The sequence below is a fragment of the Hydrogenophaga sp. genome (assembly GCF_022844385.1).
Lineage (GTDB): Bacteria > Pseudomonadota > Gammaproteobacteria > Burkholderiales > Burkholderiaceae_C > Hydrogenophaga.
Map to the genome: position 1 here is coordinate 16,597 of NZ_JALHLX010000009.1, position 15,128 is coordinate 31,724.

The window sequence follows — 15,128 nt, forward strand, 5'->3', positions numbered from 1 at the left end:
GCAGATGTTTTTTCTCTAGGAAGCGCACCTCGCTAGCATGTCGATGCTCCGCCATGTGGAGCTAGTGGGGACTTTTGAGGCAGGCGTTCAACGATTGACCTGAGAGGCACGAACCGGCTTGCCGGGGCATGTGCTCTCGATGTAAGGGTTAGGCTGCGCTCTTACCGGCTAGAAAAAGTCGTTCGCCGAAGGAGGAAGCTTTGCAACTGACTGCTCAACCCAGGAAGCGCTTGTGCACCGCACTTGAACTGCCAAAGCGCTCCTTGGGCAGCGCCTTCCATTGGCAGCCAGTGCGCAGAAAGTACATGACGGCCTCGAACACTTGTCGCGCTGGCTTGGGCGGGCGTCCCGCACCCGCCTTGCGCACATATGCCATGTCCGTACTGCGCTCCCGCAACGGTATCAACGGTTCAACTCCGCGCCAGAACGCATCACTCACCGCCCACGATTCGACCCGCTTGCGTGACACCATGCATTCGCCCCTCGCCGCTTGAAGTATGGCTCAGGGCGGTAGTTTACTTATTTACGGGTAAGTTGTTAGTCGCCTGGCCTCAGCGCGCGAGCGCGGCCGCTTCGGTGGCGGCGAACTCGGCACGCAGCGCGCTGCCGTGCGCATCGAGCACCGGTGCCTCGCGGTAGCTGTCGTCGTCCCACTCAGTGATCCAGGGCAGGGCGGGCACGTCGGCGGCGTGGCCGTTCACGTTCATGCGGCGCGTGCGCAGCTGCGGGTGCGAGATCAGGTCCTGCACAGAGTTGACGCTGCCGAAGGCGGTCTTCGCGGTGGTAAGACGATCGATCGCCTCAGCCGAGGTGAGGGTGGCGAACACTTCGGACACGGTGCCGTCCACCAACGGGCGGTTGGCCACGCGCGCCGCGTTGTTGTGGAAGCGCGGATCGGCCGGCAGGTTGGGCCGGCGCAGCACCTCGCGGCAGAAGTCCACCCACTCGCGCTCGTTCTGGATAGACACCAAGATGTCGCGGCCATCGGCGCAGGTGAAGGCGCCGTAGGGTGCAATGGACGGGTGCTTAAGGCCCACGCGTTCTGGCGCCTTGCCGCCATGGCGTGTCTGCAGGAACGGCACACCCATGAGTTCAGTGGCCGAGTCGAACAGCGACACCTTGATACCCGAGCCCTGGCCGGTGCGCTCGCGCAGAAACAGCGCCTGCTGAATACCGATAAGTGCATTCATGCCGGCGGTGATGTCGCACAGCGACACGCCGATGCGGCCCCACTCCCCCGGCGCGCCGCTGATGGACACCAGCCCGCTTTCGGCCTGGATCAGCAGGTCGTAGGCCTTCATGAGCTGCAGGCTGCCGTGGTCGCCGTAGCCGGAGATGTCGCAGGTGATTAGGCGCGGGTGGCGCCGGCGCAGGGCCTCAGATCCGATGCCCAGCCGTGCCGTCGCGCCAGGCGCCAAGTTCTGGATGAACACATCGGCCCGGGTCAGCATGCGCTCCAGCAGCGCCATGTCGTCGGGCTGCTTGAGGTCTAGCGCGATCGATTCCTTGCCGCGGTTAATCCACACGAAGTAAGACGACTCCCCGTGCACCGCATGGTCGTAGCCGCGTGCAAAGTCGCCCTCGGGGCGCTCGATCTTGATGACCCGCGCGCCGGCATCGCCCAGGCGGCTGGTGCACCAGGGCGCGGCCACGGCCTGCTCCAGCGCCACCACGAGGATGCCGTCAAGCGGCTTGGCTTTTTGGTGTCCGCTCATGTGCGCTCCCCGGTGCACTTTAGCCGTGGTGGTGCACCACCGTCTTGACGGTGCTCATTTCTTCCAGGGCAATGAACCCCTTCTCGCGCCCGTGGCCGCTGCGCTTGGTGCCCCCGAACGGAAGCTCGATGCCGCCACCGGCACCATAGCAGTTGATGAACATCTGCCCGGTCTTGATGCGCTTGGCGATACGCGCCTGGCGGTCACCGTCGCGCGTCCACACGCTGGCCACCAGCCCGTATTCGGTGCCATTGGCAATGCGCACCGCGTCTTCCTCGTCGTCAAAAGGGATGGCCGCCAGCACCGGACCGAACACCTCTTCCTGCGCCAGGCGCGAGGCCGGGTCGACCGGGCCGAACACCGTCGGCGGAACGAAGTGGCCGCCTGCAGGCAGCGTGGCTGGCATCGGGGTCTGCACCATCACCGGCACGCCGGTGCCGGCGTTCTCCTCGATGTAGCGCAGCACACGCTCAGCCTGTCGCGCATTGATGACAGGGCCGAGGTCGGGGTCCTGCTCGGGGGTGCCGATGCGCAGGGCGCGGAACTTGTCGTTCACGCGCTGCATGAAGCTGTCGAAGATGCTGCGCTCGACCAGCACGCGACTGCCGGCCGAGCAGGTCTGGCCGGTGTTCTGGGTGATGGCCTTGACCACGGTCGTGGCGGCTTTCTCGAGGTCGGCATCCGCAAACACCACCTGTGGGGACTTGCCACCGAGCTCGAGTACTACCGGCACGTAGTTCTTTGCCGCAGCGGCCTGCACGAGTTCGCCGGCCTGGGGCGAACCGGTGAAGGTGATGAAATCGATACCGCGGTGGCCCGACAGTGCAGCACCCGCCTCGGGGCCTATGCCGGTGACGATATTGATGCTGCCAGGTGGGAAGCCCACCTCGTGCGCCAGTTGCGCCACCTCGAGGCAGCTGAGGCAGGCCTCCTCGGAGGGCTTGAGCACGGTGGCGTTTCCCATTGCCAGGGCCGGCGCGATGGTACGACCGAACATCTGGGCCGGGTAGTTCCACGGAATGATGTGGCCGGTAACGCCGTGCGGCTCGCGCACGAGCTTTACGTCGTAGCCCGCCAAGAATGGGATGGTGTGACCGTGGATCTTGTCGGCAGCGCCACCGTAGAACTCGAAGTAGCGCACGAGAGCCTGCAGGTCGTTGCGCGCCACTGTGATGGGCTTGCCCGTGTCGTTCGCCTCGATCCAGGACAGACGCTCGGCCTCGTCAGACACACGCTGCGCCAGTTTCATGAGCAGCCGGCCCCTCTCGGTGGGTGTCATGCGGCCCCATGGGCCGTCGAGCGCGGCGCGGGCGGCGGTCACGGCACGGTCGATCTCGGCGCTGCCGCCGCGCGCCAGGTGGCCCAGCAGCTCACCGGTGGCCGGCGCCTGCGTGGGCACGGTGCGACCGTCTGCCGAGGCGACCCACTGGCCGTCGATGAAGTGGCGGTGCGTCTGCGCCACGATGGGGCTGCCGGTAGGCATGCTGAGGCGGCCGGGCACGGCGGGGATGGCGGCGATGGTGGTCATAGGTCTGTCTCCGGTGGTGCGTGGAATGGGTGGATTGTGGAAAGCCGAGCCCCCGGCTGGAATTGCTTTTGTGCGAAGCGTGCATTGCCGAGGCCGCAACACGTCCGTTGCGTCGGGCTTAACTCTGCTTTGCCCACTTCGAAATGGTCCAACCCGGCCATCGGCCCGACACTGCGTCGGCACCGGCCCCCTACCTTCACGGTCATCACATCCAGGAGACAAACCATGCAACGTCCCACCGCCATCCTCTCGGCACTTGCCTGCGCTGCGGCGCTGGCTTCGTTCGCGCTGCCCGCACACGCACAAGAGCGCACCATCAAGATCTATGGCATGGGCGCCAAGAGTGGCGTCGTGCGCATCTTCGGCATCCAGAGCGAGGCCGCCATGCAGGCCGCGGCCGACCAGATCAACGCCGCCGGTGGCGTGACGCTGGGCGATGGTGCGAAGGCGAAGATCGTCATCGACTACCTCGACGACCGCTGCAGCGCTGAAGAAGGCATCAACGTGTTGCGCCGCATCGCTTCGCAGCCCGATGCCATCGTGGCCGTGGGCCCGACCTGCAGCAACGTGGCCGAGCCGGTGTTCGGCATCCTGCAGAAGAAAGCCGGCGACGCGAGCGACTCGGGTATCCAGTTCCCGCTGTACACCGACGTGGCAGCCAAAGGTGGTCTGGCCTCGATTTCCGAATGGTCGTTCCGCAACGTGCCCAGCGAAGCCGCCATGTACAAGTCGGTGTTCGAGTGGGTGGGTGCAACCCGCAAGGAGCTCAAGACCTTCTGGGGCGGTGTCGAGAAGGACTTCGCACACAGCAATGCAACCTACAACGTGATGAAGGACAACGCTGGCAAGGTGGGCTTGGAGGTGCTGGGCCAGAGCGAGTGGTTGTTGGCCGACACCACCTTCAGCACCCAGGTGCGCGAGATGAAGCGCGCCAACCCCGACGTGGTGGCTATCTCGGCCCACCCGTTCACCACCTGCGGCGTGCTCAAGGAGATGCAGCGCCAGGGTGTCAAGCCCAAGCTCGTCATCGGCCTGACCAGCTCGTCGAGCATGGAAACGCTGCAGGGCTGTGCGCAGCAGGCCGAAGGCATCATCATCCCGACCAGCTTCGCCCCCGTGACAGCCGAGGCCAAGGCCGCAGCAGAAGCGGTAGCGGCGAAGAAATCCAACATGGACCTGCACAACGCGGCTGCCTGGGAGAACATCTTCACGCTCAAGAAGATCATCGAAGAGCAGAAGATCATGGGCAAACCCGATACTGTGGCGGCCGACCGCCAGAAGATGCGCCAGGGCCTGGCTGCGCTCAAGCAGACGCAGGGCCTGCTCGGTCCGATTGAGCGCGCGGCCGACCGTGAGGCGATCAAGCCCTTCCTGTTCGTGCAGGCCAAGGGCGGCGCCTGGACCGTGGCCCACAAGCCTTGACCGGCTTGTCCGGTTCTGAGCCGGAGGCGCCCCGCGCGGGGCGCCTCCTTTGCACACCCAACGCTCCCGCTCCATGACCTACCTCGACCTGCTGGACCTGACGCAGTCGGTGATCGATGGCGTGCTGTTCGGCACCATCTACGCACTGATCGGCATCGGCTTTACGCTCATATTCGGCGTGATGCACAAGATCAACCTGTCGTACGCGGCCGCGTCGGTGGGGGCTGCCTACCTCAGTCTGCTCATCGTGCAGACCGCACCGCCGGCGCTAGTGTTTTTGGCCGCGGCGCTGGTTGGCGGTGTGCTGGGCGCGTTGGTGTACGTGGTGTGCTTCCGCTTCCTGCCCCTCAACAAGCCGCTGGCTACGCTGATGTCTACCGTGGGCATGCTGCTGCTCATTGAGGAAGCCATCGTGCATGCCACCGCCGGTATGCCGCAGAACTATCCTGCTATGTGGGTGGGCTCCAACATCGACATCGGGCCGCTCTCGCTGCGCGGCGACCTGCTGTTCGTGTTCGTGCTGGGCTGCGCCGCCATGGTCGGCCTGACGCTGCTGCTCAAACGCACCCGCCTGGGGCTGGCCACTCGCGCCGTGTCGCAGCAGGCCACGGCCGCCCGCCTGTGCGGCATGAACATCACCACCACCAACCTCAGCACCTTCGTCATCGCGGGGCTGCTGGGCGGCATCGCCGGGGCCATGGCCGGAGCCGCCATCGGCGTGCTGTCCCCGCTGCTCACGCTGCCGCTTACCGTCAAGGGTTTGGTGGTGACCGTGATTGGCGGGCTGGGCAGCATCCCGGGCGCCATCGTGGCCGGCCTGCTGGTGGGAGGGTTCGAGAACCTGTTCCAGTACTGGCGCGGCGTCACCGAGCGCGACATCTACGTGATGCTGCTGCTGTTCGCCTTTCTGGTGTTCCGTCCGGGCGGGCTGTTCAAACCGCCGGCTGGCCGCGACTGAAAGAGACACTCCATGGACTTCTATCTCGGACTCGCACAGGTCATCGGCGTGCACACCTTGCTGGGCCTGTCGGCCTGGTGCGTGCTGCAAACCGGTCAGGTGTCGCTGGCGCAGGGCGGCTTCTTCGCGGTGGGCGCTTATGCCGCCGGCATGCTCACGTCGATGGCCGGCTGGCCGCTGTGGCTGGCGCTGCCGGCGGCCGCCTTCATAGCGGCCGTAGTTGCCATCGCGGTGGGTTTTCCCGCGCTGCGGGTCAAGGGCCTGATGCTGGTAGTGGCCACCACCGCGTTCGCCGAAATCGTTCGCCTGTTCTTCTTCAACCTCACCTGGCGCGTGCCGGGCCCCGAAGGAACGCCGATTGGCCCCGACGGCAGTCTGGGCTTCGGCGGCATTCGCTACTTCCCAAGCAACGGCTGGACCTCGACCGAGATCGTGCTGCTGATCTGGGGTCTGGTGCTGATTGTGATGGCGGTGCTCGCCTGGCTGGACCGCTCGCGTGTCGGCACCCTCTGGCGTGCCGTGGGCGAGGACGAGGTGGCCGCCCAAAGCGTGGGCGTCAACCTGACTGCCGCCAAGGTGTCTGCCTTCGGCATCGGCGGCGCCATCGCGGGCGTGGCCGGCAGCGTGTTCGCGCACTACACCACGCATATCGAGCACTCCAACTTCACCATCCTGCTGGCCACCTTCGCCATTGCCTACCCCATTCTGGGCGGGCTCTCCAGCCTGTTCGGCACCGTGCTGGCCGTGGTTTTCATCCAGGGCATCCTGATTGAGGGCCTGCGTTTCCTGGGTGACTGGCGCAGCCTGCTGTTCGGGGCGCTCATCCTGTTGATGATGCTGGTGCGTCCCAGCGGCATGATCACCTCGCCACTGGGCCGGTTGCTGCGCGGTGGCCGTACGCCGGACGGCCAGAGCGATGCGGGCAACAAGGAGAAAGCCCATGCTTGAGTTGCAGCAGCTCAGCCGCCATTTCGGTGGCGTCAAGGCCCTGGACCAGCTCGACCTGACGGTACGGAAGGGGGAGATCCTGGGTCTGATCGGACCGAACGGCTCGGGCAAGAGCACCACCGTCAACTTGATTGCAGGCCTGTATGCGCCTACCACCGGGGCGCTGCGCTTCAAGGGGCAGGACATCGGCCAGTTGCCGGTGCACACACGCGCGGAGCTCGGGATCGCGCGCACCTTCCAGAACATCCGACTGTTCGGCAATCTGACGGTTTGGCAGAACGTCTGGGCAGCGCGCGTGGTGCGCGAGGGCGGCTGGTCGGGCCTGAAGGCGCGCTGGCTGGCCTCCGGCCATCAGGCGCGCGAGGAGGTGCAGCGCCTGCTGGCCTTCAGCAACCTGGCCGACAAGGCCGATGTGCTTGCGGGCAATCTCGCTTTCGGCGAACAGCGCCGCCTCGAACTGGCGCGCGCCGCTGCATCGGGCGCCGAGCTGCTGCTGCTGGACGAGCCTGCCGCCGGCATGAACGCCGAAGAGATCGAAGAACTCGACCGGCGCATCCGGGAGCTGCGAGATCGCGGCCACACGATCCTGCTAATCGAGCACCACATGGAGCTGGTGATGGAGGTCTGCGACCGCGTGGCGGTGCTCAACTTCGGTCGCAAGATCGCCGAAGGCACACCCACCCAGGTGCAGCAGGACCCGGCCGTGCGTGCGGCCTACCTGGGCGCCGACGACTCCGTGGCCCAGGCCGCCTGACCGAGGAAACAACCATGCTGATCATTGAAGGACTGGCCACGGCCTACGGCAAGATCGAAGCGCTCAAGGGGGTGGACCTGACGGCGCAGAGCGGGCAGGTGACCTGCCTGCTGGGCCCTAACGGCGCGGGAAAGACCACGCTCATGATGACCGTGGCGGGCATCCTCAGGCCAAAGACGGGGTCGATCCGTTTCGAGGGTGAAGAGCTGGTGGGCAAGTCCAGCGCCGACATCGTGGCGCGCGGTCTAGCCCTGGTGCCCGAGAACCGGCTGGTGTTCCCTGTGCTCAGCGTGCGCGAGAACCTCATGGCTGGAGCCTTCCGCCGGCGCGACCGCAACGCCATCCGCGACGACATCGACCGCATGTTCGTTCGCTTCCCGCGTCTGAAGGAACGGGTGGACCAGATGGCGGGCACCTTGTCGGGTGGCGAACAGCAGATGTTGGCGGTGGCACGGGCGCTGATGTCGCGGCCACGCCTGCTGTTGATGGATGAGCCGTCGGTGGGTCTGGCCCCGCTGGTGGTGGCCGAGATATTCCAGATCATCCGGCAGCTGCACGCAGAAGGGGTAAGCATCTTCCTGGTCGAGCAGAACGCCCACATGGCGCTTAAGGTGGCGCAGCACTTCTACCTGATGGAGCAGGGTCGCGTGACCTTCTCGGGCAATCCGGGCGAGATGAGCAGCGATGACGTGATCCAGCGCGCCTACCTCGGGCAGCGTCGGGCTGCCTGAGTCGCAGGTGCGTGTGGTGCAAGACCTGCTGCAACGCACGCTCGATGGCTGGCTTGAAGGATCGGCTTACGCACTCGTCGGCCTGGGCCTGACCCTGACGTTCGGCACTCTGCGCCGCCTCAATCTTGCCTACGGAGCCACCGCCATGCTGGCCGCTTACGTGGGCGCTTGGTTGTTCACCCGCCATGCCGTGCCGGCCTGGGGCGTGGCGCTGTGCGTGATCGGCGGAGCTGCGCTGATCGGTCTGTATGTCGAGCGCCTTTGCTTCGGCGCGCTGGGTCGGGCCGATGGTCACGAAGGGCGTGGCAGCGCGATGCGCTTGGGCAGCGGCTTCGACGGGCGCGAGGTGGTTGCGCTGGCGTCGAGCTTTGCGCTCTGGATGCAGCTTGAACAGCTCGCGGTCAACCTGTTACCGAGGCACCTCAATGCCTTTCCGCATCTGTCCTCGTCCACCGAGTGGGCCTGGCTCGGTCTGTACCTGAGGCCGGATCGGCTGGTGGTGGCCTTGCTCGCCATTGGGCTGACCCTGGCCCTGGGCATATGGCTGCAACGTACGCGCGGTGGCCTGGCCTGGCGGGCCACCGCCACCCAGCGCACGGCGGCCGGGCTAGTGGGCATCGCCGTCGGCCGCGTGCAGGCCACGGCCTTTCTGGTGGCCTGCGCGTTGTCCGGCGTGGCAGCTTTTGCAGTGCTGGCCATCGAAGGCCAGGTCACGCCCATGCTGGGCATGTGGATGCTCACCAAGGGCCTGGTGGCGGCCATGCTGGGAGGTCTGGGCAGCGTGCGCGGCGTGCTCTGGGGTGGCTGGCTGCTGGGTATCGTGGAAGCGCATGCGCAAGCGGCATTCGGCCCGGTGGGGCGGGAGTTCGCCAGCTGGGCCTTGTTGTTCGCCGTGCTGGTGCTGGGGCCGGCCGGGCTCCGTGGGCTGCAGGGGAGAGTGGTTCATGCCGGTTGATCAGGCCATCGGACTCGCGACCGACATCGCGATCCTCTCGCTGCTGGCGCTGTCGGCCTACCTCGTGCTGCTGGTGGGGCGCATCTCGTTCGGGCAGCAGGCCTATTTCGGAGTCGGTGCCTATGCGTCGGGGCTGGCGTCCACACTGGCCCAATGGCCCCTGGGCCTGGCGCTGCTGCTCGGCATGGTTGTGGGGGCCGTGCTGTCGGTGATGCTGGCGTTCCCGACGCTGCGTCTGTCCGGTCTTAACTATGCGGTGGCCACGCTGGCGCTGGCCGAGATGATGCGTATCGGCCTCCTGAGTTGGCACTTCACGCACGAGATCGACGGCCAACCGGTGGGGCCGCAGGGTGCGGACGGTTTCCGTGACATCCGCTGGCTGCTGGAGAACGATGTTTCCCCCGGCTTCTTTCTATTGATCTGCGCGGGCACGCTGCTGGGGGTGTTGCTGGCGCTAGCTTGGCTGCGCCCTCGCCGTCTTGGACTGGCGTTGCGGCAGGTGGGCCACGACGAAGCACTGGCCGCCAGCCAGGGGCTGCCAGTGCTGCGGCTACAGCTGTTTGCGGTGGGTCTGGCGGGCGCGCTGGCCGCACTGGGGGGTGGGCTGTACGCGCACCGCGCCACCTACATCGAGCCCGCGCTGTTCGATTCCATGTTGGGCGTGCACGCGGTGGGGTACGCGCTGATCGGCGGGTTGGGCACGGCGCTGGGGCCGCTGATCGGCGTGGCCTTCGACATCGGTCTGCTCGAAGCCACCAAGGTCTTTGCCGGCTGGCGCATGGTCGTCTTCGGCGGGCTGGTTGCGCTGTTCCTGCGATACCGGCCCCGGGGCCTGCTCGACGAAGTCACCGTGCACCGATTGTCCCGATTCCTGCGGAGGAAAACATGATGAAACGCCTGTGCATAGCTGCAGCCTTGCTGTCGTTGCTCCAGCCAGTGGCCGCACAGACCCGCCGACCGCAGGTGGACCTGCAGTGCGACGCCCACGGCCTGGGCCCGATTCTGGATTGCCGCGTAGGACTGCGCACCGCGCAGGGCGAGCCCATGAGCGGCGCCAGCGTCACGCTGGGCGCCACGATGCCGTCGATGCCCATGGCCCATTCGGTGCGGCCGGTGAAGGCGGTGCCGGGCGTGGCGCCGGGAGAATACCGCGGCGAACTCGCGCTCGAGATGGGTGGCTCCTGGGCGATCGAGATCGACATCGCCGGCCCGGTGCGCGAGCGAGTGGTGCGCGTGCTGCTCGCCGAGGAATGCGCCGACAACGGCCGTTGCTTGGCCCGGCCGGCGCGCCCGGGGACCGCACCCCACAAACATTGAACATCCACTCCCATTCACCAACCCAGGAGACCGCACTGTGTCATCAACCCCTTTGCTCGACGGCCGGACCGTCATCGTCACCGGTGCGGCCACCGGCATCGGCCAGGCGTTTTCGCTGGCTTGCAGCGCCCAGGGCGCGCGCATCGTGGTGGCCGACATGGGCCCGGCCGACGAGACCATGGACCTCATCGCCCGGGCCGGCGGACAGGCGCTGTACGTGCGCGCCGATGTGGCCGACGACGCGTCCACGCAGGCCATGGCCGCGGCCGCCCTGCAGCGATTCGGCCGCATAGACGGCCTGATCAACAACGCAGCCTACTTTCGCGAGGTCAAGCTGACCGATTTCGAGGAGATCGACCCGGCCCAGTGGGACCGCATCTTCGCAGTCAACGTGAAGGGCGTGTGGAACTGCTGCAAGGCCGTGATGCCCTCCATGCGTGCTCAAGGCAGCGGTGCCATCGTGAATATCGCGTCGGTGGTGGCTGTGGCGGGCCAACCCGGCTATCTGCACTACGTGGCCACCAAAGGCGCGGTGCTGTCCATGACCAAGGGTCTGGCCAAGGAGGTCGGCAAGCACGGCGTACGGGTGAACTGCATCGCGCCGGGCTTCGTCATCACCGACGCTACGAAGAACCGCCCCATCGAGTGGCAGCAGTCGTTCCTGAAGGCTCGCGCCATCGGGCGCGAGCAGCGGCCGGACGATCTCGTTGGCACCGCCGTGTACATGCTGTCCGACCTGTCGGGCTTCGTGTCGGGACAAACGCTGGTGGTCGACGGCGGCCACATCATGTACTGAAGACCGCCGGACAACCGCACAAGAACACACCTCACCGGAGACATTCCTTGACCGACATCGTTCTTCACAACTACGCGCTCTCGCCCTTCTCGGAAAAGATCCGCACTACCCTGGGCCTCAAGCGCATCTCCTGGCGATCGGTGGATGTGGCGCCACTGCCACCGCGTCCCCTGCTGGCCGCGCTCACCGGTGGCTATCGCCGAATCCCGGTGCTGCAGATCGGGGCCGACATCTTCTGCGACACCAATGCCATCCTGCCCGCGCTGGAGCGCCTGCAACCCGAACCGTCGCTGTACCCGAATGATTGCGAGGGCCTGGCGCGCGGCATGGCATTTGCATGGGAGCGGGCGGTCTGGATCCCCACCATCGGCGTGCTGGTGCACTACATTGGTGACGCATTGCCGCCGGAGTTCATCAAGGACCGCAAGGAGGGCTATCTGGGCATCGACATCAGCAAGCCGGCGATGGCGCCCGAACTGCCGCACCACCTGCAGGTGCTGCATGCCCAGTACAGCTGGCTCAAATCGGCGCTGGCGGCGGCGCGTGTCCGCGGCCACGATTTCCTGTTCGGTCCCACCCCCAGCGTGCTCGACCTAGCCTGCTGGCAGACGACCTTCCTGCTGCGTAAGAACTCGCCGCCCGAGGTGGATGTGCTGGCCGGCCTGCAAGGACTGGAGGCCTGGTACGACCGCCTGGCAGCCGTCGGTCACGGGCATGTTACGAAGATGATGCCCGAAGAAGCGCTGGCGGCCGCAGCGGCCGCGCGCCCCGCGCCCGTCACCCACCTGCGCCCCGACGGCGACCCAGGCGGTCTCAAGCCAGGCGCCGCCGTCGTGGTGACCCCCGACGACAACGCGCGCGTGCCGGTGCACGGCACGCTGGTGGCCGCCAGCGACGCCCAGGTGGTGATCCACCGCCACGACTCGCAGGCCGGTGACCTGCACTTGCACTTTCCCCGCCTGGGGTTCGACGTGCTGCCCGCCTGATTCCGCCGACCAAGGAGACCAGATCATGACAACGGAAGCCAACAAACAGCTCTGCCGCGACTACTTCACCGCCTTCCTCAAGAGAGACGTAGCCTGGATGCAGAAGCACATCGCACCGACCTTCGTGCGCCACGATCCGGGACTGCCCTTCGAGGTGCGTGGGCCGGCAGGTGTGGCACAGCTCCACGACGCCCTGATGCCGGCCTTTCCCGACATGAGGTTGCCGTTGGAGGATTTCGTGGCCGAAGGCGAGAAGGTGTTGGTGCGCCTGCGCGTCCAAGCCACGCACACCGGGCCGTTTGGCGACATGCCCGCGACCGGGCGCAAGATCGACATCGGTGTGCTCGATCTGTTCCAGATCCGCGATGGCGTGCTGATCGAACACTGGGCGCTGCTCGACAACCTGGGCATGCTCAAGCAACTCGGCGCGCTGCCGGCCTGACCCTCGCCCACAGGAGACACATATGCACTTGCTAGCCAACACCACCTCGCCCTACGTCCGACTCGCGCGTATGGCGCTGATCGAAAAAGGCGTCGAGGTCGAACCCACCATCGTCGATCCCTGGGCGGACGATCCCCGCCTGCGCGCAGCCAACGCGGCCACCCGCGTGCCCACGCTGGTGCTGGACGACGGAACGCCCATGACTGAAAGCCTGCTCATCGTGCAGTGGCTGGAAGCCACCCGACCCGGTACGCCCAGCCTGCTGGGCAGCGATCCTGCCGGTGTCCTGTCGCGAACCGGCATCGCGCTCGGTGTGATCGATGCAGCCGTGCACACCATCATCATCCGCAAGGTGACGGCGCCAGCCCTGTTCGACGAGACGCCAGTGGGGCTGCGGAGGCGCCGCTCGATGCTCGAGGGCATGCAGCGACTGGAGGCGATGGCTGCGGAGGGCCGCTTGCGTACCGGCGATGCGCCCACGCTGGACGCGCTGGCCGCGATTGACGCACTCGACTACCTTGATTTCCGCTTCACCGATGCGCCGTGGTTGCCCGCGATGCCGGCGCTGCGTGAGCTGGGCGCGGCGCTGGCGCAACGGCCGTCGGTGCAGCGCACCCGCCCGCACTGAGCGGCGTGCTGGCAGGTCAGCGCGCGGCGGCCAGCACGCGCTGCGCGCGCTGCAGCACCGGGCGATCGATCATCGCGCCGTCAAGCTGTGTGGCCGCGCCATCGCCCGCTGCCGCCACCACGCGCCGGGCCCACTCGATGTCGGCCGCGCTCGGGGCAAACACGGCGTTCACTGTGGCCACCTGTCTGGGGTGGATGCACAGCTTGGCACCGAACCCCAGCCGGCGCGCCTCGCCCGCATCTGCCAGAAGTGCTGCATCGTCGTCCAGCCGCGCAGTCACGCCGTCCACAGGCGCTGGCAGGCCGGCCACACGCGCGGCCCACACCAGGGTGGAGCGTGCGTGGCGCAATGCCTCGCGGTCGTCGGGATCGATGCCACCCAGGTCCAGTGCGTAGTCGATGCTGCCGAAGGCCAGGCTGACGACCGCCGGCACCTCGCCCAGCCGGGGCGCCATCGCCAGGCCCTGCGCGCTCTCGATCAGTGCCAGAACGGGGCAGCCAGGGGGCAGGGCGCGCAGTTCGTCCAGCCGTTGTGTCTTGGGCAGGACGATGCCTGGTGCCGGCAAGGCTTGCCATAGGTCTAGATCGGCGGAGGCTTCGCGTGTGTCCATGGCGTTGATGCGCAGCCAAAGGGTGCCAGGCGCTGCGCTGGCCATCGGCGCTGCGGCGTTGGCCAGTGCAGCGCGCGCGGCGGCCTTGTCCGCCGGTGCCACCGCGTCCTCCAGATCGATGATGACCGCGTCCGCGCCACTAGTCAGCGCCTTGTCCAGCCGCTCCAGACGGGTGGCGGGCAAGAACAGGAAGCTGCGCGGCGGGCGGGTGGCGATGTTCATGGCCGCGATGATGGCCAGGGTATCCGCTCAAGGCAATTGCCCGCTGGCGAAGCCAGCCTTGCAGCGGTTTAAACCCCGGCTTCCTCGCGGGCGGCGCAGCCTTGCAAATGCATCAGCAAGGCGCCCAGCGCAGAGGTCGGGTCTGCCGCGGTGCGTGTGCACAGCAACATGCGGCGGGATGCCCAAGGATCGGCGAGCGGCAGCACCTGGAGGTTCATCGACTGGGCGGTGCCTCGCGCGGCCTGCATGGGCAACACGCCGATGCCCAGGCCGGCCTCGACCGCGCGGCACACAGCCTCGAAGCTGCGCACCTGCACACGCAGCGCCATGGGCTTCATCAGACCTGTGGCGTGGGCTTCCAGCAGCCGAGTGAGGGAGCTCCCGCCCTCCAGACCGACCAGGTCGTGGTCCAGCAGGTCGCTGAAGGTGACGCGCTCGGGCAAGGCCAGCGTTGGCGGCGCAACCGCCGCGAGCTGATCGTGGCGATACGGCAGCGTGGCCAGACCCGCGGTGTCCACACCCTCGACGACCACTCCCAGGTCGATGTCGCCACTGCGTAGCTTGCGGATGGCATCGGCGCTCCAGCATTCCTCCAGCACCAGCCGAATGTCCGGACGCGTGGGATGGAAACTGGCGATGTCGGCCGGCAGGAATTGCGCCATCGCCGAGGTGTTGCCGTGGATGCGCAGCACCGCGGTGTGACCCGAGCCGTAGTTGGTCATCTCGGCGCGCATGTGGTGCACGGTGGCGATCACCTCGCGCGCAAGCACCAGCAGGCGCTCGCCCGCAGCCGTGAGATCCAGCCCGCGCGAGTGCCGCTCGAACAGCTGCGCCTTGAACTGATGTTCCAGAAGCGACAGGCGCCGGCTGGCCGCTGGCACGGTGATGAAGCTTGCCTCGGCCGCGCGCGTGAGGTTGCGGGTCTCGGCCGCGCGGATGAAAAGCACCAGGGAGTCGAGGTCGGGCAGCATAGGTGGTCACGCAGGAAGGACTCAAGTATCCCCCTGCCACCGGGCAATGGACCCGACCATGCCTCGGTGAAAACCCGGATCTGCAAGGCGTGCAAGCCTGCGTTTGCAGATCGGCAATGGCCTCGACCCCGGTCGCGCCGCACAC

General features: G+C 66.9%; 16 protein-coding genes and 1 pseudogene. 12 read left to right on the forward strand and 5 right to left on the reverse strand.

Features of this window, described 5'->3' with window-relative positions; all coding sequences use genetic code 11:
• Positions 1 to 220 precede the first annotated feature (220 nt).
• From Q0C59_RS03395 to Q0C59_RS03405, 3 genes and pseudogenes are all read right to left on the reverse strand, one after another.
• Positions 221 to 472 (reverse strand): annotated as a pseudogene (locus Q0C59_RS03395) (transposase); the annotation flags it as partial.
• Positions 473 to 551: 79 nt separating this feature from the next.
• A complete protein-coding gene (locus tag Q0C59_RS03400) occupies positions 552 to 1,715 on the reverse strand; it encodes a CaiB/BaiF CoA-transferase family protein (RefSeq protein WP_291211729.1) in 1,164 nt (387 codons plus the stop codon).
• A gap of 19 nt (positions 1,716 to 1,734) precedes the next feature.
• Entirely contained in the window at positions 1,735 to 3,198 is a 1,464-nt protein-coding gene (locus tag Q0C59_RS03405; RefSeq protein ID WP_291211813.1) for an aldehyde dehydrogenase family protein, read from the reverse strand.
• A gap of 270 nt (positions 3,199 to 3,468) precedes the next feature.
• On the opposite strand from Q0C59_RS03405, the gene Q0C59_RS03410 reads away from it, so the two are divergent.
• From Q0C59_RS03410 to Q0C59_RS03465, 12 genes are all read left to right on the forward strand, one after another.
• On the forward strand, positions 3,469 to 4,665 hold the full coding sequence (locus tag Q0C59_RS03410) for an ABC transporter substrate-binding protein (protein ID WP_291211732.1): 1,197 nt from the start codon (positions 3,469 to 3,471) through the stop codon (positions 4,663 to 4,665).
• Positions 4,666 to 4,738: 73 nt separating this feature from the next.
• Entirely contained in the window at positions 4,739 to 5,623 is an 885-nt protein-coding gene (locus Q0C59_RS03415) for a branched-chain amino acid ABC transporter permease (protein WP_291211735.1), read from the forward strand.
• Positions 5,624 to 5,635: 12 nt separating this feature from the next.
• Entirely contained in the window at positions 5,636 to 6,571 is a 936-nt protein-coding gene (locus Q0C59_RS03420; RefSeq protein ID WP_291211738.1) for a branched-chain amino acid ABC transporter permease, read from the forward strand.
• The gene (locus Q0C59_RS03425; RefSeq protein ID WP_291211741.1) at positions 6,564 to 7,325 is read left to right on the forward strand and encodes an ABC transporter ATP-binding protein; all 762 of its coding nucleotides are present in this window, start codon (positions 6,564 to 6,566) and stop codon (positions 7,323 to 7,325) included. Before Q0C59_RS03420 ends, Q0C59_RS03425 begins: the two co-directional genes overlap by 8 nt.
• Positions 7,326 to 7,339: 14 nt before the next feature.
• The gene (locus Q0C59_RS03430) at positions 7,340 to 8,056 is read left to right on the forward strand and encodes an ABC transporter ATP-binding protein (protein WP_407066542.1); all 717 of its coding nucleotides are present in this window, start codon (positions 7,340 to 7,342) and stop codon (positions 8,054 to 8,056) included.
• Between the two features lie 16 nt (positions 8,057 to 8,072).
• Positions 8,073 to 9,011, forward strand: coding sequence for a branched-chain amino acid ABC transporter permease (locus Q0C59_RS03435; RefSeq protein ID WP_291081683.1), 939 nt, complete (start codon positions 8,073 to 8,075; stop codon positions 9,009 to 9,011).
• Positions 9,001 to 9,900: a branched-chain amino acid ABC transporter permease gene (locus Q0C59_RS03440; protein WP_291211744.1), complete on the forward strand. Its 900-nt coding sequence runs from the start codon at positions 9,001 to 9,003 to the stop codon at positions 9,898 to 9,900. The genes Q0C59_RS03435 and Q0C59_RS03440 overlap by 11 nt, the downstream gene beginning before the upstream one ends.
• A complete protein-coding gene (locus Q0C59_RS03445; RefSeq protein WP_291081685.1) occupies positions 9,897 to 10,328 on the forward strand; it encodes a FixH family protein in 432 nt (143 codons plus the stop codon). Before Q0C59_RS03440 ends, Q0C59_RS03445 begins: the two co-directional genes overlap by 4 nt.
• 37 nt (positions 10,329 to 10,365) lie before the next feature.
• Entirely contained in the window at positions 10,366 to 11,124 is a 759-nt protein-coding gene (locus Q0C59_RS03450) for an SDR family NAD(P)-dependent oxidoreductase (RefSeq protein WP_291211747.1), read from the forward strand.
• Positions 11,125 to 11,171: 47 nt separating this feature from the next.
• Positions 11,172 to 12,110, forward strand: coding sequence for a glutathione S-transferase family protein (locus tag Q0C59_RS03455; RefSeq protein ID WP_291211750.1), 939 nt, complete (start codon positions 11,172 to 11,174; stop codon positions 12,108 to 12,110).
• 25 nt (positions 12,111 to 12,135) lie between these two features.
• Positions 12,136 to 12,552: an ester cyclase gene (locus Q0C59_RS03460; RefSeq protein ID WP_291081688.1), complete on the forward strand. Its 417-nt coding sequence runs from the start codon at positions 12,136 to 12,138 to the stop codon at positions 12,550 to 12,552.
• Between the two features lie 22 nt (positions 12,553 to 12,574).
• Positions 12,575 to 13,180 (forward strand): glutathione S-transferase N-terminal domain-containing protein, encoded by a 606-nt coding sequence (locus Q0C59_RS03465; RefSeq protein WP_291211753.1) that lies wholly within the window; start codon positions 12,575 to 12,577, stop codon positions 13,178 to 13,180.
• 16 nt (positions 13,181 to 13,196) lie between these two features.
• Here Q0C59_RS03465 and Q0C59_RS03470 read toward each other — a convergent pair whose 3' ends face one another.
• Both Q0C59_RS03470 and Q0C59_RS03475 read right to left on the reverse strand, forming a co-directional pair.
• On the reverse strand, positions 13,197 to 14,012 hold the full coding sequence (locus Q0C59_RS03470; RefSeq protein WP_291211755.1) for a CoA ester lyase: 816 nt from the start codon (positions 14,010 to 14,012) through the stop codon (positions 13,197 to 13,199).
• A gap of 68 nt (positions 14,013 to 14,080) precedes the next feature.
• A complete protein-coding gene (locus Q0C59_RS03475; RefSeq protein ID WP_291211758.1) occupies positions 14,081 to 14,983 on the reverse strand; it encodes a LysR family transcriptional regulator in 903 nt (300 codons plus the stop codon).
• Between the last annotated feature and the right edge of the window lie 145 nt (positions 14,984 to 15,128).

Coding starts and splice junctions, on each gene's coding strand:
- Q0C59_RS03400 (WP_291211729.1), bottom strand. CDS start 1,715: ATGAGCGGACACCAAAAAGCCAAGCCGCTTGACGGCATCCTCGTGGTG.
- Q0C59_RS03405 (WP_291211813.1), bottom strand. CDS start 3,198: ATGCCTACCGGCAGCCCCATCGTGGCGCAGACGCACCGCCACTTCATC.
- Q0C59_RS03410 (WP_291211732.1), top strand. CDS start 3,469: ATGCAACGTCCCACCGCCATCCTCTCGGCACTTGCCTGCGCTGCGGCG.
- Q0C59_RS03415 (WP_291211735.1), top strand. CDS start 4,739: ATGACCTACCTCGACCTGCTGGACCTGACGCAGTCGGTGATCGATGGC.
- Q0C59_RS03420 (WP_291211738.1), top strand. CDS start 5,636: ATGGACTTCTATCTCGGACTCGCACAGGTCATCGGCGTGCACACCTTG.
- Q0C59_RS03425 (WP_291211741.1), top strand. CDS start 6,564: ATGCTTGAGTTGCAGCAGCTCAGCCGCCATTTCGGTGGCGTCAAGGCC.
- Q0C59_RS03430 (WP_407066542.1), top strand. CDS start 7,340: ATGCTGATCATTGAAGGACTGGCCACGGCCTACGGCAAGATCGAAGCG.
- Q0C59_RS03440 (WP_291211744.1), top strand. CDS start 9,001: ATGCCGGTTGATCAGGCCATCGGACTCGCGACCGACATCGCGATCCTC.
- Q0C59_RS03445 (WP_291081685.1), top strand. CDS start 9,897: ATGATGAAACGCCTGTGCATAGCTGCAGCCTTGCTGTCGTTGCTCCAG.
- Q0C59_RS03460 (WP_291081688.1), top strand. CDS start 12,136: ATGACAACGGAAGCCAACAAACAGCTCTGCCGCGACTACTTCACCGCC.
- Q0C59_RS03465 (WP_291211753.1), top strand. CDS start 12,575: ATGCACTTGCTAGCCAACACCACCTCGCCCTACGTCCGACTCGCGCGT.
- Q0C59_RS03470 (WP_291211755.1), bottom strand. CDS start 14,012: ATGAACATCGCCACCCGCCCGCCGCGCAGCTTCCTGTTCTTGCCCGCC.
- Q0C59_RS03475 (WP_291211758.1), bottom strand. CDS start 14,983: ATGCTGCCCGACCTCGACTCCCTGGTGCTTTTCATCCGCGCGGCCGAG.